Annotated in this window: 15 protein-coding genes; all 15 read right to left on the bottom strand. The window is 44.1% G+C overall.

What is annotated here, in order from left to right; all coding sequences use genetic code 11:
* Window positions 1–43 precede the first annotated feature (43 nt).
* Entirely contained in the window at window positions 44–7,258 is a 7,215-nt protein-coding gene (locus M1L66_RS06465; protein ID WP_434691602.1) for a bacterial Ig-like domain-containing protein, read from the bottom strand.
* A 504-nt stretch (window positions 7,259–7,762) separates the two neighbouring features.
* Window positions 7,763–8,077 carry an iron transporter gene (locus M1L66_RS06460; RefSeq protein ID WP_434691600.1) on the bottom strand — a complete coding sequence of 105 codons (315 nt, stop codon included), beginning with the start codon at window positions 8,075–8,077 and terminating at the stop codon, window positions 7,763–7,765.
* A gap of 19 nt (window positions 8,078–8,096) precedes the next feature.
* Window positions 8,097–9,614 carry a recombinase family protein gene (locus M1L66_RS06455; RefSeq protein ID WP_006772941.1) on the bottom strand — a complete coding sequence of 506 codons (1,518 nt, stop codon included), beginning with the start codon at window positions 9,612–9,614 and terminating at the stop codon, window positions 8,097–8,099.
* Window positions 9,611–11,290 (bottom strand): recombinase family protein, encoded by a 1,680-nt coding sequence (locus tag M1L66_RS06450; protein WP_006772940.1) that lies wholly within the window; start codon window positions 11,288–11,290, stop codon window positions 9,611–9,613. The genes M1L66_RS06455 and M1L66_RS06450 overlap by 4 nt, the downstream gene beginning before the upstream one ends.
* Window position 11,291: 1 nt before the next feature.
* Window positions 11,292–12,929 (bottom strand): recombinase family protein, encoded by a 1,638-nt coding sequence (locus M1L66_RS06445; RefSeq protein ID WP_006772939.1) that lies wholly within the window; start codon window positions 12,927–12,929, stop codon window positions 11,292–11,294.
* A gap of 137 nt (window positions 12,930–13,066) precedes the next feature.
* On the bottom strand, window positions 13,067–13,324 hold the full coding sequence (locus M1L66_RS06440) for a DUF6870 family protein (protein ID WP_006772938.1): 258 nt from the start codon (window positions 13,322–13,324) through the stop codon (window positions 13,067–13,069).
* Window positions 13,325–13,417: 93 nt separating this feature from the next.
* Complete coding sequence (locus M1L66_RS06435) at window positions 13,418–13,885, bottom strand: recombinase family protein (protein WP_006772937.1); 468 nt, start codon at window positions 13,883–13,885, stop codon at window positions 13,418–13,420.
* A 41-nt stretch (window positions 13,886–13,926) separates the two neighbouring features.
* Entirely contained in the window at window positions 13,927–16,224 is a 2,298-nt protein-coding gene (locus M1L66_RS06430) for an ATP-dependent DNA helicase (protein ID WP_006772936.1), read from the bottom strand.
* 580 nt (window positions 16,225–16,804) lie between these two features.
* Window positions 16,805–17,182 (bottom strand): RNA polymerase sigma factor, encoded by a 378-nt coding sequence (locus M1L66_RS06425; protein WP_006772933.1) that lies wholly within the window; start codon window positions 17,180–17,182, stop codon window positions 16,805–16,807.
* A 334-nt stretch (window positions 17,183–17,516) separates the two neighbouring features.
* Entirely contained in the window at window positions 17,517–18,221 is a 705-nt protein-coding gene (locus tag M1L66_RS06420) for a response regulator transcription factor (RefSeq protein WP_039891402.1), read from the bottom strand.
* A gap of 163 nt (window positions 18,222–18,384) precedes the next feature.
* Window positions 18,385–19,209: a glycerophosphodiester phosphodiesterase family protein gene (locus M1L66_RS06415; RefSeq protein ID WP_006772930.1), complete on the bottom strand. Its 825-nt coding sequence runs from the start codon at window positions 19,207–19,209 to the stop codon at window positions 18,385–18,387.
* Window positions 19,210–19,214: 5 nt separating this feature from the next.
* Window positions 19,215–19,886, bottom strand: coding sequence for a PHP domain-containing protein (locus tag M1L66_RS06410; protein ID WP_025529845.1), 672 nt, complete (start codon window positions 19,884–19,886; stop codon window positions 19,215–19,217).
* Window positions 19,822–20,598 (bottom strand): MBL fold metallo-hydrolase, encoded by a 777-nt coding sequence (locus M1L66_RS06405; protein ID WP_006772928.1) that lies wholly within the window; start codon window positions 20,596–20,598, stop codon window positions 19,822–19,824. Before M1L66_RS06405 ends, M1L66_RS06410 begins: the two co-directional genes overlap by 65 nt.
* Before the next feature lie 19 nt (window positions 20,599–20,617).
* Complete coding sequence (locus tag M1L66_RS06400; protein ID WP_006772927.1) at window positions 20,618–21,280, bottom strand: MgtC/SapB family protein; 663 nt, start codon at window positions 21,278–21,280, stop codon at window positions 20,618–20,620.
* Entirely contained in the window at window positions 21,280–22,122 is an 843-nt protein-coding gene (locus M1L66_RS06395) for a carbohydrate ABC transporter permease (protein WP_006772926.1), read from the bottom strand. Before M1L66_RS06395 ends, M1L66_RS06400 begins: the two co-directional genes overlap by 1 nt.
* Window positions 22,123–22,134: the final 12 nt, after the last annotated feature.

Raw genomic sequence — 22,134 nt, 5'->3', positions numbered from 1 at the left:
CATGCCCACTTCTGTCATTCCTCTGTTGTCATTTTTTCTGCTTTTAGTCCTGCTTATCGATGCGCGCGCCGTCGGCGCCCACCACATGGCCATCCGGCGTGGTTGCTCCTGCAGCCATGATTCCATCCCCATTCAGATAGTAGCTGCGGCCGTTCCAGGTGATCCAGCCGTTTAAAGCCATCGCTCCTCCTGGCTGGAGGAAGTACCAGCAGTCTTTATAGCAGATCCAGTTGTTATCCACCATGGCTCCATCAGGATTTAAGAAATACCACTGATTGTGATACAGGGTCCATCCGGTCTGCATATAGCCATCTTCACCGAAATAATACCAGCGGCCATTGATCTGCGCCCATTCGGCCTTTACGTAACCGCCGTTTGTCTTTGCAAACCACCAGCCCGCGGCATCCTGCATCCAGGTTCCTGTTACAGTGGAGGTCGTATTGACTTTCGGGCCTCGCTGGCTGCTTCCGCTGCCGGAATGATTATTATCATCCGGATCAACTGCTTTTGCCTTTACTGTCACGGCCAGAATCGCCTTATGTCCTTCATAGGAGACGGTGACATGCTTTACACCTGCGGCAGAAGAATCAAAGCCGGTTATTTCATAATCCTTTATAACCGCTTCTGTTCCGTTTTCATAGGTTGCCGTCACTGCCATTCCATCGGTTTCGAAGTCCTCTCCGATCTCGTAAACTGTCTTATACGGCTTTGATGTAATCCGGATACCGGTCACCTCCAGAGTTCCCGGGTTAGCTGCTGCAAACACGCCGGGTTCGGATACTACAAATCGCATCCAGCCATCCGCCGTCTCCGGAACGATCGTCTTGATATCACCGTTTTCTGTTATATAGTAGATTACCAGATTCCTTTCCCTGATGCCTTCCGGCACGCGCATGGTCAGGAAAAGCGGCACTGTCGGCTGAACCTCTTCATCAGCTGCCGTCAGACGAATATTCATGGCCTTCGCCGTCTTAACTTCCGGCAGTTCTTCCGGCACATCCATATCTTCAATAATCAGTGTTACTACCTGATTCTCCTGCTCCACATCTGCGCTGAATACCGCACCGGTAACGGCTGCACCTTCTGCCAGTTCTGCGTCACCCTTGATTCTAACCGTTATATTCGGGTATGCCATCCGGAAATACGCTTCCATTTCCGCGATCTGTTTGATCATGGTATTCGTCAGCTCGCCTTCATATCCTTCCAAGCTGGCGGCAAGCGCTTTTCGCAGATCCAGTGCTGCTGTCTGCTTCTCTTCTGTAGTGCGGTAAGGCGTCGTATTATTATCCAGAACCCCCGCCGCATCTCGGATAACAGTATCCAGCTTATCTTCCATTACCTGCGCTTTGTTTTCAGTTACTGTTACCGCCGCTTCCGCGGTAAATACCTTTTCTTCTCCATCTCTTCCAATGCCGGTATGTAAAATCTTAACGTTCTTACTGCCTGCTTCTGAGAAGTCGTATTCGCCAATCTCGTAATCTGCAGCCGGTTCCGCATAGGAGGCGTTGCTGGTACTGGCCTTCATTACGGCCTCCACCTCCATGCCTGTCGGATCAAATGGTTCATCCACGTCATATACTGTTCTCTTCGGCTGTTTTGCGATATAAATGCCCTTCTGATAGAACTCGTCGTTCTCATCTAATACCGTCACCTTGATGGTATCTTTCAATTCCTTTTCTTCCCCGTTGTCAGTCAGGTAGGTGTAGCATATCTCTACTTCACCTCTTCCCGGTTCAGACAGGTCACTGATGACGTCATACTCTCCATCTGCAAGTTCAACCGCCCTGGCCGGAATAGCATCGCTGGCCGTTGCCTTCATCAGAAGACGTACCTCCATACCATCCGCATCAAAGTTCTCACCCGGCAGATAGATTGTTTTTTCCGGTTCCTTCACTACTTTAATGCTGTCCGCCCTCATATCCTCCGGATCGTAAACCGTGATTCGGAAGAAAGCAGAATACACTTTTCCATCCTCGTTTTCGTAAGAAACAATCACTTTGGACCTTCCTGCTTCGTCCATATTCGGTCTTTCTATGGTGTACTCGTCCTCTGTCAGTTCCCGGACAAGCTCACTTCCATGGTATCCATTCACCACCATGCCGGTCGGTTCAAACTCTCCGCCCAGTTCATAAACGGTCTTATTAGGCATCATGTCCACTTTGATTTTGTTGACCGCCAGCTCTGTAACAGGCGCCTCCCCTTTTGCAATGGCAATATAGGAAACAGCCGCTCCCTTTGCCTCCGTGGCCGTAAATGTCAGAGTCACCTCTGTGCCATCTGCCGGTACGGACAAATGGCCCTGTACGTACAGTTCTTTCCACTGGGTTCCTCCGGTAGATCCCGAATTGCCGAATTCGGTCTTTACAACGGTGCCGTCTTCCTTTTCATAGGAAGCCGTAACTTTTGTAGACCGGCTGTTCCCTGCCCACCACTCGGTATGGCCTGTGGTGATGTTGTATTCTCCCGCATCCAGGGTAACCTTATAGGTAAAGGAATCTCCGATCGTATTCTTTCCGTAATAGCCGGTCGCATGCAGGCCATGACCCTCTGCATATCCCTTCATTCCGTCATAGTCTGAACCGATTCCCCAGGCGTTATCCCTTCCTTCCTGATCTGCCGTTTCATTCTTCAGACTCTCCGATGCAGCCTTCACCGCCTCGTAAATTTCCGAAGTCTTGTCTTTATTGTCCTTGCCTACACCGATACCGCAGTCGATAAAGTATACCTGTGAACTGCTGAAGACAACCGGCGACCAGCTGAGTGTTCCTGCATCCAGATTTTCCAGGACTCCTTCCAGCTTAACCATGCTTCCCTGTAAGTTCCAGTCTCCTTCTTTTAATTTCCAGGTGACCGCTACGTCCTTCACCTCACCATTTACCTTTAAGCTGAGCGTCTCCGGCAGCTTATCTTTGGCAGCGATGATTGGAAGCTCTGGTATCTCTTCCACCGAGTCACCACCGACCATAACCCTAATCGAGGCCTCTGCACTGTCTTCTTTGGAAGTGATCGTCACGGTTTTCTCTCCCGGCACGGAAGAATCAAAGCCTGTTACTGTATACTCGTTTTCCTTCAGCACTCTGCTGCTGTCATTATCGTAATGACCTGTTACTGTCATTCCCGTAGTATCCAGCTTTTCACCGATGGAATACATGATCTTGTCCGGCATCTGAGTGACTTCAATGCTCTTTAAATTAGCGGATTTCTCCACTGCCAGCCAGCTGATAATCGGCTTTTCATTGGCTGCATTCACAAGCTTATAGGTCACCTCACCGCTTACCGGAATCGTAAATTTGTTGGTTACCTTCATATCCTTTCCGCGGGACAGGATCGTATCAAAGACAATTACCTGTGTCCTGCCGTCCGTATCCAGATAGGTGAGCTCCGGCTTCATATCACGCGAGCGTGTTCCGTACCAGTCATGGAATCCGTTGGTAATTTTATAGGTACCCGCTTCCAGAGTCAGACGGTATACAATCTCTGTGCCGTTCGTTCTCCAGCCTGCGGTATAGGAGTCATTGTACTCACCGGCAGCGCCGTCCGGACTCGGCTTTAACGGATTTTTGGAGTCTGTTATCTCAAAGCCCCACTCATCCTCTGCCGCCCCGTACCTCTGGTCCGCCGTCTCATTAAGCAGTGGCTTATTATTAGTCTGGAAATATTTCGCGACTGCCCTGTAAACCGCTGAAGTAATTGATAAAGTGCCGCCTCCGTTTGGATTTACCGGCACATCGGCCGCACAGTCGATATAGTACTGCAGATCCTGAGGAACCACCATAACCTTAGCTTCCACCGGATACTTGTCTTCTCCCGCCGAGCCGGTCACCGTCACCGTCTCATAGGCAATATCAAACTGATCCTCAGATACTTCCCACACAACTTCCGCTTCGGCCGCTTTTCCGTCGAGACGGATTATGGAAACCTTTTCAGGCAGCTTTGGTACACCGCCTTTCACGGTCACATAGATCTGATCGAGCCCTGTGACTTCTGTAATCGTTCCCGTCTTACCAAGCTTCTCCATGGCATTGCGAAGCGCTAAATACGCCTGGTTTAAAGTTTCCTGACTTCCGTCTGCAAGCGCAGCTTCTGCGGAAATGACAGCATTCTGGAAGTCCTCCCAATCCTCTTTAAGATAAGTCTCATCCTCATTGGTCAGCTTCTTTGCTGCATCGATGAGAGCCTGGAGCTTGGCTGTACTCACGGTAACGCCTTCAGCTGCCGTACCGATTACATCAATACCATCTACGTAATAAGTACCACCTTCCACAGTAATCTTTACTGTATGCGTTCCTTCCGGCAGATTCTGCAGGGAATATGTAGTCTGTCGGTTTCCGGCCTCAGGAGTCTCATAGGCTGTCTCCATGACCTCTCCATCCACCTCTACCTTTATTACTGCTGCGCCGGAATTTCCGAATACATTGATTCCTGTTCCGTCAAAGGTAAGGCTGAAGGAATTATCTCTCGACTCACCGCCGTCATCCGGCTCTCCGATAACCTTCAGTTTTTTGAGGCTGATAAAGGAGCTGGTAGCTACCACCTTTAAGGTATGGAGCCGGGCCGGATCCAGATCGAGATCAAATACATCGCTGCCGTTTCCGCCGTTTGTGGAATTGTAGTTTACTGTTCCCACCAGTTCTCCATCAATGTAAACATTGCCGGTGCCGTTGCTGCCATTGGCCTCTCCGAAAATTTCAATTCCCGTTCCATAGAAATCGAATTCGTAATGGGCCTCATCGCCTGCGCTTCCCCAGGCATTGCTGTCATTGGATCCCCATGCCAGTGGGTTGCCTCCTTTGTAATAACGGATCTGGCCGCTGTTATGGGCATAAACGCCCTTTTCGATAGCTCCGCCGTACGTTCTTGTACGGTTGTAATGGCTATATCCCTCGTTCAGTACGTGATTCCAGTTTCCATTCCATGTAATCAGTTCGCTGGTATCATCGAGCTTCTGATCAGCTGCCGCTGCCTTTCCTTCGACAGGCATGATTTCCAGGTTATCAAACTGAGTATTGTAAAAACCGCTGGTCAGCGTCACACGGCCGCTCATAGAGGTATGGTTGTCATCCACCAGCACCGCCACCTTTTGACCATCCACATAAGCGGTCAGGACGTTCTCATCTGCAGCCAGCTGCATATTGTGCCAGACTGCGCTGTCGAAATTCTCCAGCGTTCCCTTACTGGTCTGTCCAGAACGGCAACTCAGTTTATAGGTGCCGTCTTTAAATACCTGAAAAGTATAGGTGGATACATCGTTGGCACCCGTTCCTTCATGAACCACTTCCCTGACGCCGATACCCGCGTAATTTTCAAAGCATTCCGAGCTTGTTAAATCCAGTTTGAAATCGATGCCCGCAACATAATTAGTCCACCGGTGATCTCCCAAAACGGTTCTTGGCCTGCCGCTGGTCTGGCTGTTTTCATCCGTTCCGTTTCCCCATACATTCCAGTCATACGGACGGTTATTATCATTGATCACCTGTGTCAGAACGTGATTGCCGAAGCTTCCCTCCTGCACCTCGAATGCACCATTTAAATCCGTGGTATATCTCGGAGTTCCGCCTCTGCGTTCCAGATACGTTCTTCCTTTCTCATCGGCCTCATACTGCGCATACTCAAAATCATCTGTATACGGAAGAGCCAGCACCTCCCGCTCAGCTTCGGAATCATTCTGCCCCGGCTCATATTCCCGGCCTCTGTCCAGTAAACTGGTGACTGTCGCAATGGAGTATGGCTTAACGGTCAGGTTAAAGCTGTAGATACCGTAGCCTTCCTTATTAGGAGTAAAAGAATCCACCATCTGCATCCAATTGGCATCATACTCCTCATCTCCGTCGGGTCCTCTCGTTTCCCAGACATTTAGCGGACTGGAAGCCTTCTTCATATTTTTAACCGTTACTTTATACTTTCTGGTCTGAGACGTATTGTTCGCAAAAACCATAGAATAATCATCTGTCTCGGGATCCTTTAAGGTTAGATAATTGCTGGTTCCAGTATCAGCCAGAACACCGCCGTCGCTGTAGGAACCATCCCCGTAGCAGGCATCCGGAAGGTAATTCCAGCCCAGATCAGCAAATTCCATGAAATGTCCCACCATCTGAAGACCACCGTCCGCATCGTAATAACCGGACCATGGATCAAATGCACCGATCAGTTGCTTCGGGCTGTAAGCGCTTCCCTCATAGAAGGCACCGATTGCCGGCTGAAATTCAAACCGGGTCATGCACGGCTGGTTCTCCCCCGCGTCCTCGTAGCTGTAGCTGTTGATAAAGCGGGTTGCCAGATCTGCCATTCCCACCTTGCCGCCAACTCCGCCGCGCTCAGGATCTACATTAATTCGGTACTTTGCGTTAATCATTGGAGCAATTGCTTCACTATACCAGACTTCCTTCCCATATTCCTGATTTACTTTTGTTAAGTTGGCGTTGCCGTATAAGGTATAGTGATCTGAGACCACATCGACAAGATCCATCAGTTCAGAGTCATTTAACATACGACCGGCTATATCATTGCTGTTTGAGTGAGTATCTGCCGCCACAATCTGAATCTGATCATAGTCGTACCGTGCGTCCTCTTTCGCCGAATCTTCTTTCAACCGGTTTGCACAGTACTTAATCCACTCCGTGTTGTCAGCGTAGTCCCTGCGCCGCTCGTTCTGTCCGGGACTTACGTAGTTAATCTCATAACCGTATTCATCGTATACCGCATCAATCGTCTTTTTATACCATTGATATCTCGCTTCATACTTTGGGTTTTCAAAAGCTTCATACCCGATCCCCTCCTGGGTCCATTTTGGTTCACCCCAGCGGAGAATCTCTACTGTTATATCCGAATTAATGGTCTTTGCATCTGCTGCAAAATGCCATCCTGCCCCGCGCAGGACATTTGCTTCCTCCCCGGGGGAACGCATGGTAGCCGGTTCCGTACCAGAAGAAGAATTAATATCTCCTCCCATTTCTACTTTAATGTGGTTTAGTCCGGCTCCCTTTTCCGGATTAAACAGAAGTTCCATCATCTCCCAATACTTGTCCGGATGCTCTTCCTTATAATCCATAAGCAGTCTGGATGTATTATTGCACGTAACTGCTCCAAACCCTTTAAAGGTATTGACCGGATCAATCATATCCCCATCCACAGTGATCTCTTGAACATTCGTCTCTGTTGCAGCATATACCGGAGGACTGAACACCATTCCATTGTTCAGAACCATACCGGCGCTGAGCAGAAAACAAAGCGATTGTTTAGCCAAATGCTTCATCTTCATATTCCTTGCCTCCCTAAATTTCATCATTCGGTTACGAAGCTCAGCTTAAAACATAGCTTTTACTGATATAACACATCATTCAGCAACAAATGCTTTTATAACATGTTGGTATCTGATATAATATGTAATAAGCTTATTGCCTTCTGCATACAGGAAAGTGTCTGTGCCACCAGATTTTTGCTAATTGTGCTGAGACAATAAGCTCTTTTCCTGTAAATTTTATTCACATACCCCCTCCTTTTCGTAAAGATTAACTTATTTTAACAACTTTATTAGGACATTTGAATGTAATTAATTATTCCATTTCTATTTTTATTGTGAAAAATTACATGTTTTTATTATCAATTACATTTATTCAAAAAAAATATGTAAAATATTACGATTTAACCTGTAATATTTTACGATTTCTGAAATTATACCCTTCATCGTTCAAAAACCGGATTGCCATCAGATATTATATCTGCGGCAGTCCGGTTTCTAATAACAAAAATATAAAATTAAATCCTATAAAAACGCCCTCGCCACCGTCGTAAATAAAAAGCAAACGACAATCCCCGTGACCGTAGGAACCAGGAAGGAAGCAACCGTCCACTTCACACTCTGGGTCTCTTTTTTTATTGTAAGGCAGGTGGTGGAGCAGGGCCAGTGCATCAGGGAGAACAGCATGGTGCTGACAGCGGTGATCCAGGTCCAGCCGTGGCTCACCAGAAGATCTCTTAGTACTGACAGATCGCTGATATCCAGCAGACTTCCCTCTGCCATATAGGCCATGATGATGATCGGCACTACGATCTCATTTGCTTGTGTCAAGACATACATAAAAAAATTATCTTCCTAATTAACGGAAGTTCCAATTTATTTCAATTACATGGTCAGATTGAATCCGTATCTCCTGGATCAGTGCTACCAGCAACTCTCTTGACAGTGTTTCCACGAAGGCATACCGTCCCAAGTCATGTTCCTCCACTTGCGCCAATTGTTCAACGTTTTGTAATTGCCGAAACAATTCTTCTTTCTCCGCTTGAAGTGCTGATATCTGTTCAGCAATTTTCTTCTTTTCCATAATAAACTGTTCGCGGTCAATCAAGCCACCTGCAAATCGTTCAAACTGTATCATCTGATTAGATTTATATTTACCCATTTGTCCATCTATTTTTTCAAGGTTCTGTCTGATCGTTGTTTCCGATCCGCTCTTATCAGATGGCTTATTTTCCTGCATAAGCTGAATTTGATACTTCAAAGCAGAAAGAACCGTCTGCTCTAATTCTTTTCTCTCTATACGAATTTCCGCACACAGCGAATCAGGTTCAAATCTTCCGGTGACGCATCGAAAATACGGATTTTTACAATCAATCCGGTCTAATGCTTTTCCACATATTCCACATTTCAAAAGGCCTCTGAATGGTTCCGATGGCGTTACTTTATTCCGATTTCCGCGTCGAACCAGCGCTTCCTGAGCCTGCCCAAATTCTTCTCTTGTGACAATGGCATCCATTGCATTCTCCACTCGAATCCACTCTTTACGGTCATTTAGTTTTATCTTTTTTGTAGAAATATCAATGCGCTGCTTCTTTTTGCTAACCAGAACACCGGTATACCTTTCATCACGAATGATAGCCGCTATCCTGGCCTGCGTCCAGATATTGTGTTCTGTTGCCGTAGGGCATTGAAAATGTTCGTCCATTTTTTTCTGTTTCCGGTAACTCAGCGGGGGTAAAATCCCCTCTTTGTTAAGCAGGACGGCAATCTGAAGCGTCTTAACTCCTGAAGCAGCAAGAGAAAAAATACGTTTGACTATGCCTGCGGCTTCCGGATCTATTTCCAGACCACTTTTAGAATCCTTTGACTTCTGATACCCATAAAATGCAAAACTGCCTGCATAATGGCCGCTCTTCATTTGCTCCTCTTTGACACTGCTGATCTTCTTTGATAAATCCCGGCTGTACATTTCGTAGACCATTGCTTTTAGAGATACATCCAAACCAATGGTACGTCCTGCATTATCATTACTGTCATACCCCTCATTAACTGCAATAAACCGGACGCCGAGGAAGGGGAAAATCTGATCCAGATAGTTTCCTACTTCAATCAGATTCCGGCCGAAACGTGAAAAATCCTTGACAATAATACACTGTACTTCTTTACCGGCCAGTTTCAGAAGCTTTCCAATACCCGGCCGGTCGAAGGTCGTTCCTGACCAACCATCATCCTGAAATTCCAAAACATTCCAATCTTTGAATTCCTGTTTGCTCCGGATATAATGGTATAGAAGATCACGCTGGTTTTGAATTGTGGCGCTTTCGCCCAGATTTTCGTCCTCATTTGACGCCCTGGTATATAAAGCCAATGTATTCATACCTGCACCCCCTCTGTATAGCTTATGAGGGTTTGATACTCGTCTTTAAAATTCCATGTAATATGAACGTCATTCCGTCCCTCTATTGTGATATGATGAATCAATTCCAAAACCATAGCCCGGGAAAGCTGCTTTACTCCATCATATTTGCGGCAAGCCTTTATCCATTCGTTTTCAGGAGAGAGCGTCTTTGCATAAACCACCTGCTCAGCAAGAAGCTGTTCCTGTCTTGATAGTAATTCCGCCGCCTGTACATCGTATCGCTGTTTCATATACAAATATTCTTCATCACTGACCACATTATCATTATAACTTTCAAACAGGGCAGCACGTCTTGCCATATTTTTAGAAATCGCTGTTTGAATCTCAGCCAGGGAACTTTCCAGTTTCCGCTTTGTCTTTTGGTATTCCGGCTGTGCCTTCAACCTTCTCAAAAGATTTTCCTGCTCAATTGTAGCCGCAATTTGAATACGGATACTTTTAAGAATAATGTCAAACAGCTCCTGTTCACCAATACTTTTCAAAGTGCAGCCGCTCATACCTTTGCTGGCTTTACGAATACGACAGCAATATGTATAGCGAATATGTCCTTTGCGGGAGCAATTTTTATACCGCCCCATAGTCCGGCCACAATCTTTGCAGTATACCATACCAACTAATAGATTCTCTGTTTTCGGAAGCTGCCTTTTTTCTGTATTCTTCGTCTTCGCTTCACTGTTTATTCTTTGTACACGATTCCAGGTATCCTCGTCAACAATGGGTGTATGCGTATTGCGTACAATAATCCAATCCTGTCGTTCCATTTCTTTGCGCGGAATCCCTTCACACAAGGAACGTATTTGCTTTCCCTGTGCCATATGTCCCGCGTAAACCATATTATTTGTAATATTTTTGACCGTTTGTGCCACCCACCGCGTTCCTACTGTACGGGGCGAATCTTTTTTAAATTCCCCTCTCAAAAAGCGAACCATTGTAGGACACAGGATTTTCTGCTCATTCAGCCTTTTGGCAATTTCGTCATATCCCAGTCCTTCCAGACGCCATGTGAAGATATCTCGCACGATAGGGGCGGTTTCTGGATCTATGATAAGATGGTTTTTATCCTCCGGGCTTTTTAGATAGCCATAGGGCGTCCATGAACCAATAAATTCTCCCTTTTCCTGTTTACGTCTAAGCGCAGTGCCGGACTTTTTAGAAATATCCTTAGCAAATAAAGAGTTTACAATATTCTTCAGTGAGACGACCATTTCATCACCGTCTGCACACTTCAAGGTGTCATAGCAGTCATTGACTGCCACGAATCGAACCCCAAGAAACGGAAAAATCTTTTCCAGATAATATCCTGTTTCTACATAGTTGCGTCCAAAACGCGACAAGTCCTTCACCACGATACAATCAATCTCGCGGCGGCGGACAGCTTCCATCATACGTTCAAAATCCGGGCGGTCGAAGTCCGTACCGGTCGCTCCATTATCACAGAATATACCAACTAATTTCATGTCCTGCTGTGTTTTTACATATTGTTCTAAAAGGCATTGCTGCATTTGAATAGAATCACTGGTGTGATATCCATTATCCTCTTTAGAGAGCCTCACATATAGACCGACACAGTAAACCCGCTCAACCAGTACCGGAGCAGCAGGCGATACCGTCTGTTTTCTGCTCACTCTCGCCATATCAGACCACCTCCTTTACACCAGAGGCCTGAATCATGGCAAGCGCACGCTCATAGTCGGCCTGATAACGAAATTCGATTTGCAGGCGGTAGTCCTCGTATACGAGAATTCGTTCAATCAGGGTAACGACCATACGGCGATCCAGTGTATCAATGTTCTGATATGCCCTGAAATGTTCAATCCACTGGGAATTTACAGACTGATTTTGCAGAATGCTTTCAAGCTCATCTTTTACTTTCACTTCTTCGCTCCGGGCTTCCTGCATTTTTTTATCATATACAGCCTTTAACTCCAGATATTCCGACTTATCAATCAGACCGTCTGCCAGAGCTTCATAAAGGGTAGCTTTTAATTTCTCATACCTTTTTATTTCTTCCTGTTTACTGACAAGACGGGCATCTGCTTTCTGCACCTCTGCCCTCTGTAAGGGCAATCCAGCCAAAAATTCCAGTGTCTTTTCTATCTCAAGGACAGTTGAAATATGTTCCTTTAAGGACATGAGCACCGAATCTGCAACTGCTTGCTCCGGGATTCGATGGCTGCTGCATCCTTTTTTTGCACGATTGGTACAGCACATATAGTAGCTGTAAGTTTTGCCAGCCTTGCAAACACCATTTTTAACCATGTTTTGACCACAATCACCACAGAAGATCAGACCTGAAAAAAGAGAGACAGTATTCTGATCTGGCGCAACACGGGTGTCCTGCAATAGGAGCCGCCCTACAGCAGAAAATTCTTCTATTGTCACAATAGGCTCATGATTGTTTTCGATCCTTACCCACTCGTTATTCGGCTTTTCGATTGTCTTTTTTACCTTATGATTGGGTGTTGTACGTTTCCCCTGTACTAATGTACCGATATAAAATTCATTGCGCAGAATTCGGCCAACGGCTACTGCTGTCCATTTTGCCTTCGTACTGACCTGGAAGCCGGTACGGTATGCCATACCGCAATTTTTTTTATACTCCATCGGGGAGAGGATGCCAAGCTCATTCAATCGATCCGCAATACGCTGCTGGCTTAGGCCGTCAATCTTCCATTTGAAAATATCCCGCACCACATTGGCTGCAAATTCGTCTACAATGAGTTTATGCCGATTGTCAGGATCTTTTAGATAGCCATACACGGCAAAAGAGCCAACGAAATCTCCTTTTTTTCTTTTGACTTCAAGCTGGCTTCTGACCTTGATAGAAATGTCGCGGCAAAAGGCGTCATTAACCAGATTTAAAAAGGGCAGTAAAACATTATCCGACTGGCTGCGGCCTTTAGCGCTGTCAAAGTTATCATTGATAGCAATAAAGCGAACGCCGTACTCTGGGAAAATCTGATCGATATAACGCCCTGCTTCAACAAAATTTCTTCCAAAACGGGATAAATCTTTGACAATAATACAGTTGATTTTTCCACTCTTTACATCTTCCATCATCTTTTGAAAAGAGGGCCGGTCAAATGTCGCACCGGAATATCCATCGTCAATCTGTTCGTCGACAAGCTGTATGTCCGGTTTATCTGCAAGAAAATGCCTGATCAAATCCCGTTGGTTTGCTATGCTGTCGCTTTCCACTTTATCGCCATCTTCTTTAGATAGGCGCAGGTATGCGTCCGCACGATATATTCTATTATCTGTTAAATTTTTCATAGTGAACCTCCGATTGTAAAAAATCCTCAGCCAAACTTTTCACAATGGGACTTCACCGGTATGCTTATTGGTTTAGAATATACCATTATAAAGCAATGGAGTCAAGCCCGTTTGCTTACAGCTGATCGTCTTGCTTTTCATAGTGTTTTCAGATAGTGTTCCAGCCTATCCTCCAGAGTTACCTCTGTATCGGTAAAGCCTACTTTCACCACAGCCTTCCCACAACGATAGCAATAGGGATTTTTGATTTGACGGATAAAATCCGCCATTCTTTCTTCTCGTGGCAGTTTTCGATTAATATGTACATCGTTTATATCCGCCAGTGATTCTCTGTCAACTGTCCTAATATCAACATTTTTCATTTCTTCCATGTCCATGGCTATAACTGGTTCCATATCCGCACCTCCTTTATTTCAGGATATGTTTTACCAACTTGTCTGAATGTCTGTAATTTATGTAAAAAGCGCTTTTAGCTTCGTTAATAGTATTCACCGTCCAAGTTCTTCGCTGCCATCATTCAGATCAAGCTCATAATCCTCTTCATACTTAGCCTCGTATTCTGGTCCAACACTTCTCATACATTCAGACATTGCCATTACGATATCTTTGAAAGGGCTATCGGCTGATAAATCCGTTCCGTTGACACACTCCACATTCATGGGTATCTGAGCTATATATTTTAATGAACCTAGCAATTCAACTGTTTTTCGTGACAAACGGCTTGCGGCATTGATTAGCAGGGTATCAGCAGCATATTCTTTTGCAGCCCTTTCGATCTCAGCCATATCAGGGCTGTCCGGTTCCAGACTGGAACCGTGTCCCACTGTATAGCCTGAAAGAGTGTACCCACAGGATTCAGCATATTGTTTCAATTGTTCCACCTGATTTTCAATGTCTGTCTGATCGGCTCCACCGCACCGGCAATAGCCCCAGACTCTTTTTTCTATCTGATCCATTTTATTTCTCCGGACTTTTTGCTTTGGAAATATAAAATACCTTAAAGCAAAAAGTATTCTCCAGTTTTTTTCTCTGCAATAAAACGTCTTATTTCTTCAATTCGACCAGTGACCGGCATGTCCGGCAACGCCTTCAACACATCATCACGGTATCTTCCATGTATACCAACTCTGCTGTCCAGAATCGAAAAAACCGCCGTATCCGTTTCTCTCCGAATACCACGGCCAAACCACTGTCTCAGTTTAATAATCATCCCCGGAGTGATGATTTCCTTCACATATTGCGAAAAATCATCATACTTTGTCCGCTCATATTCCAGAATCGGACTTGGCACAGGAAAAGGAAGTTTCACTATTATTACACTGGACAAAATATCTCCCGGTAAATCAATTCCTTCTCCAGCGCTGTCGCTGGCAAAAAGAACGCCATTTCCGCTTCTCCTGAATTTTTCAATCATATCCATTCTCCCTCGTTTCATGATAAAGAGCGGGAATGATTGGATTTCCTGCTTTACTTCATAAAAAATACGTTCCATCAGCCAGTATGATGAAAACAATATCAATGTATGTCCAAAAGTTGCGCAGATTAAATGAATAATCTCTCTGGATATGGCCTCAATATATTTCTCATCATGAATATCCGGGAAAGGCAGCTCCTCTGGTATATAAAGAATTGCATTCTGTGAATAGTTGAATGGGGATAACTTGGAAACCTCCATAACCCGTCTGTTTTGTGGCTGCAGCAAGTCAATTCCCGTCATACGCTTAAAATGATCGAAATTGCCTCCAACCGATATCGTGCCCGAAGTAATAATGCTGTGCACCCCCGTATGCCACAAATCATGATATAAAATGCGTTCCAATTCTCTTGGCAGCGAACAAAATTCCAGGCCCCCGCTGTCCGACTTCTCGATCCAACTGATATTCTGCTTTGCACTTAAAAATACATTGAGCCTGTCCTCTATCGACTGTGCTGTATTCCGGATCGTTTTCACACGGCCACAGGAATCCATTTTCACTGTTACAAATATACGGCCCAATTTTTCCAACATGCCAATCAGATCTCGAATCCATAATCGTGTACTCCTGTCTTCTTCGATGGTCCTGCTGATATTTTCCATTTGATTGGACTGTATGAAAGCTCCGCCAGTCTTTTGAAACAGCCGGGTATTTTTTTCTGACAAACCAGTACAAAGCTCCATCATTTGTCGCTGTGAACTCTTGTCTACAAAACGCTCTGGTGAAATTAAATGAATTAGCTTAGGGATCTCATTCTCTGATAACCGGGTACAGTAAATCTGCCTGGCTGCATCGATCAATTTATGAGCTTCATCAAATACCGCTATATTATAATAGGGAAGTAACTTTTTCTTCCCTTCCCTGCGATTAACAACATCCGCTAATATGTAATTGTGATTTGATATCTGAAAGTCATAACTCTCAGACAGCCAACGCCGACTGAAAGACGCGAACCTGCAATAGGAAGAATGCGGACAAAATTCGGAACACTGAGATACATTGATTCTTTCTTTTACATAGGGTGTTAATGGAAAACCATCCAGATCCAAATAATGTTCCTGTTCTCTCCACAGTTCCCCCAATTGTGCCAAAAGTCCCTGATCTTCCGGACGATTCTGATTTCGAATAGAGCTTTCGTAAGTCTTTAGCCTGGAATCACATACGAAATGAGATTTTCCTTTTCGTACCACAAAAGATAACGGCTTATCAATGATTCGATGCTCCAGCAATATTCGTGAAATCTGGGGAATATACTCTTTTGTAATGGCCTCCTGCAAAGCAATTGTTGACGTTGATATCATTGTCGGAGTTTTACTTTGTGAAAATAGATTATGGATGGTGACCGCCAGAATGTAGGCGTGAGTTTTTCCCGTCCCGACCTCTGCTTCACAAAGTGCAAGCTTATTTTCCTGTAAGGCTCTCAACATTGATAAGGCAAGTTCCTTCTGGCTTTTTCGCTTCGCCATGCCATACTGTGGCAGTATTACATCGAATATATAGGAAAGCAGATGCTGCGCCCTTTTATTCTCATCTAACTCCAGCTCCATATTCTCGTCCAATTCATTAATTTCCAGCTCTGATAAACGCTTGGCTACGATTTTATAACTTTCCTGTGGAAAAGGTGTTTTTCTGGCGCACAGATACCGGGTACGATAATCAAACAGATTTATGGCCCGATAGGTTGTTCTTATTTCTCCTGCATTTTCCAAAAGGGCGCACTGGCCCGCAACCATTACCACGTCTTCATTTTCTCTTAATATCCCTGCTTCATATAAATGATTCCTTATGTCAGCTGGGTAAATCATAATTTTATCCTGCATACTTTTCCGCCTCCTATTATCTCCATGTCAGAGCAGCACAGGCATAGGCTGGAAGGGAGTTTCAGTGAATTTTCTTGACAAATAGGATCCGATCCAGCCCATGGTATCTGCTGCTCTAAAAAATATGCAACAGGCATTCCGCTGGCTGTTATCGAATCAATCTCGATAGCGGACATCATAGACGCCGCCCCGCATTCTTTCTCAAATACGGGTGTGCAGTCTCTCCCGATCGGTTATTGGGAGCCTGAATGGAAGTATCATTATTAAGCCTTGGAGGTCATCGCAGATTCTACCCCGCCACAGGGTATAACAGCCACGAACAGGGATCGCTTGGGATTATGTCCCGCATGGCGCTGTTCTGGCTACGTGCTTTCGGTTATACCGCTCCTTTGGCATTGTACCTGTTACACAAATATTTGATTGTCAATGTACAGGTGAGATATGCTCTCACCTATAGGAGATGGGAAAAGGAAAAATATCGGGTTTGAGAAATCTTTTTGAATTTTTCTTTTGAATACTATAAAGGGTATGGGCAGTACCATTTTGCACTGCCCATAAACCATTGATCTTGTTTTAAGCCTTATTGTTTTAAATGGACGGCTAATCGCTTCAGACCATTTGATAAACGCTCTGATACACTGCTCTGGGAACAGCCCAATTCTCTGGCGGTCTCCTCCTGGGTGTATCCTTCCCAAAAGATCAGTTCAATGACTTCTTTTTGTTTAGTCGTGAGTAATTTTAGTGCAGCTGCTAGCCTCTCATCTCGAACTTGCTCTGTAAAATCTTCATCTTTTCCAGCATAAGATTCCTGTTCCTGGTATCTGGTCATGCTTTCCTGATAGACGAGCTCCTCACTCATCGCATCCAGAGAAGAAAAGTGATATCGCTGTTTTCTGTCTGAATTTGCTATAATCCTGTCTTCCTGTTCCAGGATTTCGATCCAATTAATTGATTCCAATTTGTTCCTCCTGATTTTGAAGTGTGAATTTCAAAATCAGGAAGGCGGCCCGCGAATCCGAAACAACCATTTACTAAAACAAAAAAGCGCAAAATTTGTCGAAAAAAAGAAGCCGTAACCCTGGCTGCGATATGCCAGGATTATGGCTTCTTTTAAACTATTATGTAATTGATTTCGCTTTTTCTCTTTCGTCAATCAGCTGCAACTCCCTTTACAGGAACCGGCCATTGTCTGGCGTCATAATATTCATGACAGGTCCCGGCAATGCTTTTGTATTTGCAGCTGATTATAAAAATTCAAAATAACATTTTCTTAGATGTAACTTAGCAATAACTTAACATTTTTTCGATTCTAATTTAAAACGATAGCCTCCTCCCCTTATGGTTTCAATAAATATTGGATCTGATTTATCCGGCTCCAACTTTTTCCGCAGGCGCATAATCAGTGTCTCTACACTATTGCTTCCCACACCTATATCTTCCTTCCATAGATGATAGTAGATCTGTTCCTTGTTAATCACCTGCCCTTGATTGGAAGCTAAATAATATAAAAGTTGAAACTCTTTTACTGTCAATTGAATTGACCTACCATTTTTCCAGACCGCCATTTTTTCTAAGTCCATGGTCAGACCATTTCGGAAAATGACATGATGATTTTGTCCGCCAATATTCAATTCTGTATATCTGCGGATCAATGCATTTGCCACTGATAAACATTCTTCCAAACGAAAGGGTGCTGCTATCCAGGCATCAGCTCCTAAATCAAGGCAGATGGTCTTATTTGTGATAGAATTTATCAACGAATAAACCAAAATCGGAACAGACTTCACCTCTCGCAGGTACTTTAACATTTCCAACAACCGATTATTTCTGCAATCAATTTCGATTATAACTAGGCAGTACTCTCGTTCCAGATATCTTTTAAAGCCATCTTTTATATCAACAGCATAGTATACATTCGTATACGAATCTTGAAGATTGTACTTAATTAATTTACAGATTAATTTATCATTGACAATTATTAGTATCTGCTTCATCATAACGGTAAACTCCTCCACTTGTTCCATTAAATAAAATTGGGGTAATAAATTCTTTTATATCAAAATGTCTGACTCCCCAACAGAAAAGTTAAAGCATGATCCGTTTATCAAAAAAGTCCGATCCGAATACCTTCCAGATATTTCTGATCGAACTTTTTAACAATCAATTTAATTTTTTAGTTTTAAGATATTCTCTCATCATTCCAGTCCAGTCTGTCTGGATAATATCAAAGCCTTTATCCATCAGCCATCCCCAGCCTTCTTCCGGATTACCTGTAACCGATATATCATCACTATGTCCAGCACTCAAAGGGACCTTGGATGAATACAGGATTCCATTGGCCCACAGCAATTTCCCCTTTTTCTTCATACAATCAATAAACTCATCACTGGCAATCTGCGCCTGTTCCGATGTAAAAGTACACTCCGCTCCAACAAACCGGAGGTTTCTGCCCTCCAGAATCTCAGTACAGTGATCTTCCTCTGATAAAATCGGCATATACATGTAATCCGGCGCCACTTCTTCCAGCATCCGAAAATACTTTTCCTCCGGATGACTTTTTAAAATAACCTGATCCCTCATCTGATGACGTTCCACACATTCCCTTACCAGTTTCCAATCCTCCCAGCAGCGGTCTAAATTAATCAGGCATCTTCCTTTCAATGCTTCCAAAACATCGTCCAGTTTATTGATGCACTGTTCTGTCTCAAAAAAATCTCCGTTCACATAATGGAGTTTTTCTACTTCTGTTGAGGACAGTGCCGTCACATCAATATCGCGGTTTAACTGCATCCGTTCCTTACCTGTATGGAAAATATACAATTGGGAATCCGTTGTCTTAAATACATCCATTTCCAGGATATCCGCCCCCTGTATGAGAGCTGCTTCAAACGCTTCAATTGTATTGCACGCAATATTACCACCTGCCACACCGCGGTGAGCGGCTATCAAAACGCCCTTCTCCTTTACTTTTTCAAATAAATCCATTTCTCTTACCTCCTTATGAGTCCGGTTATTTCCCGCCCTCTCAATTTGCGAAGAAGGTCTTCATATCCGTCTACCGGCTCTTCAAACGCGATGCCTCCCTTGGCCAGGTCTTCTGTCATATGAAAATCGGATCCGGACAACGCAATTAAACCGTATTTCTCAGCAGCCTCTTCTGCCGCACCCGCATCATAGGGCCATTGATGATTCCCGTTATACACTTCGATTCCCTCAATACACGCAGGGTCAGCCAAAACGTTTACCCCCGTTCTCATTGGATGCGCCTGTATTACCAAAGCTCCAGCTTTCTTAAAAATTTCTGACGCCTCTTCTATGGATAACCGGAACAATTCTTCTCTCTCATATAAGAACTGTTCTGTCAGGCCAAAAATCAGAAAATCGTTAATATGCTCGACAGATCGGAACTCAATACCGAGAAAAATATCCATTCCGATTTTCGCTCCTTCCGCTTTCGCCTGGCGGTATCCTTCCAGATAATGATCCACCTTCTCCTTCCACGTCTCATTCGGAAAATGATCAAAAAATTCCCTGTTATAGTGGTCAGTGATAATTAATCCCTGATATCCTTTTTCTTTGTATAAATGTACCACATCTCTAGCAGCCACTCTCGCACAATAGCTGCTTTCTTTCGTATGAATGTGTATATCCATCTGATACATATGACATTCTTCCTTCTTTCTTTGATAATTCTACCACATTAAATCCGAGTGCCTTAATCTTGTCAGAAAAATCATTGGAAAAGTGCATACAGTATACGCGTTTCCTATATTCCACTGGCACCATATCAGCCAAAAGTTCAACGGGACAGTGGGATAAGTGCGGAGTCCAGAATTCCGTTGTATCCTGATAGACAGCTTCAATCCGGCCTTCCAGCAAACGTTTCAATATCGCTGGAGGAACCTCACATGCATCGCCGCTGTAATAGACCGTCCTGCCATATGTGGTAATCAAGTAGCCATAACATTTTAAGTCTTCTACATGTTTTACAGAAAATGCTTTTACTTCAAATCCGGTGAGTTTTAACAAATCCGGTTTCTGGAATATATAAGCCTCTCTTGCAATTCCCATATGATCCAGTAAAGTGATAAGCGAGCGATTCGGATGAATGACCGTCACCTTCTTCTGTTTTACATAATAGCAATAAGAGATCAGGGACGGAAGACTTCCCACATGATCTGCATGGGTATGTGTAATCAATACATAAATCTCTTCATACTGTTCAAAAATCCCAAGTTCAAAAAGGCGTGCATATACACTCTCTCCACAGTCTAAAAGTACAAATCGTTTTCCATCTTCAATGTAAGCACTGGTATTACCCAGTTGCGGATTAAAAGCAGAGCCACAACCTATAAATTCAAGAATAACAATCACCTCATCTCCATCATTTATATCAATTTTCCAGTGAAATCGTACCTTCCCCAGATGCAGCCAGACTCATAAGCCTGATCCTGTCATATCCAGCCGGAAATAGAACAGATGCTTTAATATCATATTTTCCATTTTCCTTCTGACTCCAATCCACTGAAATAATATCTATCTGTTCTTCCGACAATACACTTCTTAATTCATCAATTCCGGCGCTTTGATTCTTAAGCACCAATTTGACAACTTCACCTTTTCGTTCTTTCCCTGTAAAAACCTCTTGATGAAGCAGGATCTGGGCCAGGACAATGAAAAATGCGGTTACTACTCCGATATAATACAAGCCTGATCCCACTGCCATACCAATTCCTGCTGTAGCCCAAACACCAGCAGCAGTCGTCAAACCGCTTATAGAATTATTTCTTACAAATATAATTCCCGCTCCCAAAAAGCCGATACCGCTGACAATCTGGGCCGCAACACGGGAAGCGTCATAGTCTGGGATATCCGAAAATCCATACTTGGATACAATCATGATCAGAGCCGCCGCAAGCGACACAATTGCATGAGTTCTGATCCCCGCTCCCTTATTCCTGCTTTCGCGTTCATAGCCGATAATGCAACCGCAAATACAAGCGACAACAATCCTGAGCAGCAGCTCTGACTGCGTCATAAAACTGTAAAAATCCATCAGCCTTTCAAACCTCCCTGCGATACTCCGGATACAATCTTGTCTGCCATAAAAATATATATAAGCAGCGTTGGCATAAATACAATCACAACAGAAGCAAACATTCCTGCGTAATCTCCCGTAGTAACCATGGACTGTATCGTAGAATAAAGACCAACGCCAATTGACTTGAGCTTCTTATCATTCGCAAATACAAGAGCCATAAAATATTCATTCCACTTTCCTATAAAGTTAAATATGGTTACAGTCACGATTGCAGGCTGAATAAGTGGAAAGATAATGCTCCAGAAAGTTCTTATCGGCCCACAGCCATCAATTGCCGCTGCTTCTTCATAAGTAACCGAAATATTGTTATAGTAAGACATCAAAAAATATGTAGTAAATGGTATGGAAGTAGCCGTATACAAGATAATCAATGTCAGCCTGGAATTCGTCATGCCAATTGCATTGACTACTGAAATCAGAGGCATAATAATCATAACACTGGGAATCCCCATACCAATTACCATGAGCTTCTGCAAAAAGCGATTTCCCCTGAAGACATAGCGCTGCAAAGCATAGGCAGCTGGAGCAGAGAACAAAATAATCAGAATACAGGATGGAACCGTATAGATCACTGAGTTTACCAGATTCAGCAAAGCATCGTTTGCAAATAATGCCTTTATGTAATTCTCAATATGGAAGCCGGAATGAAGAAGTTTATCAGTAAAAATCTCTTTTGTGGTAGAGAAGGAGGCCAGGACAATCCAGCCAATCACTACAATCGTAAACACAGACCACAAGCCAACCAGTATGTGCGCCGGCAGCGCTTTTAATATTCTTTTTCCTTTTTCTTTATTCATCTGGCTTTCCCC

It is taken from the genome of Hungatella sp. SB206 (genome assembly GCF_051132295.1).
In the GTDB taxonomy this organism is placed as follows: Bacteria; Bacillota; Clostridia; order Lachnospirales; family Lachnospiraceae; genus Hungatella; species Hungatella effluvii.
This window is presented reverse-complemented; position numbering and strand designations above follow the sequence as displayed.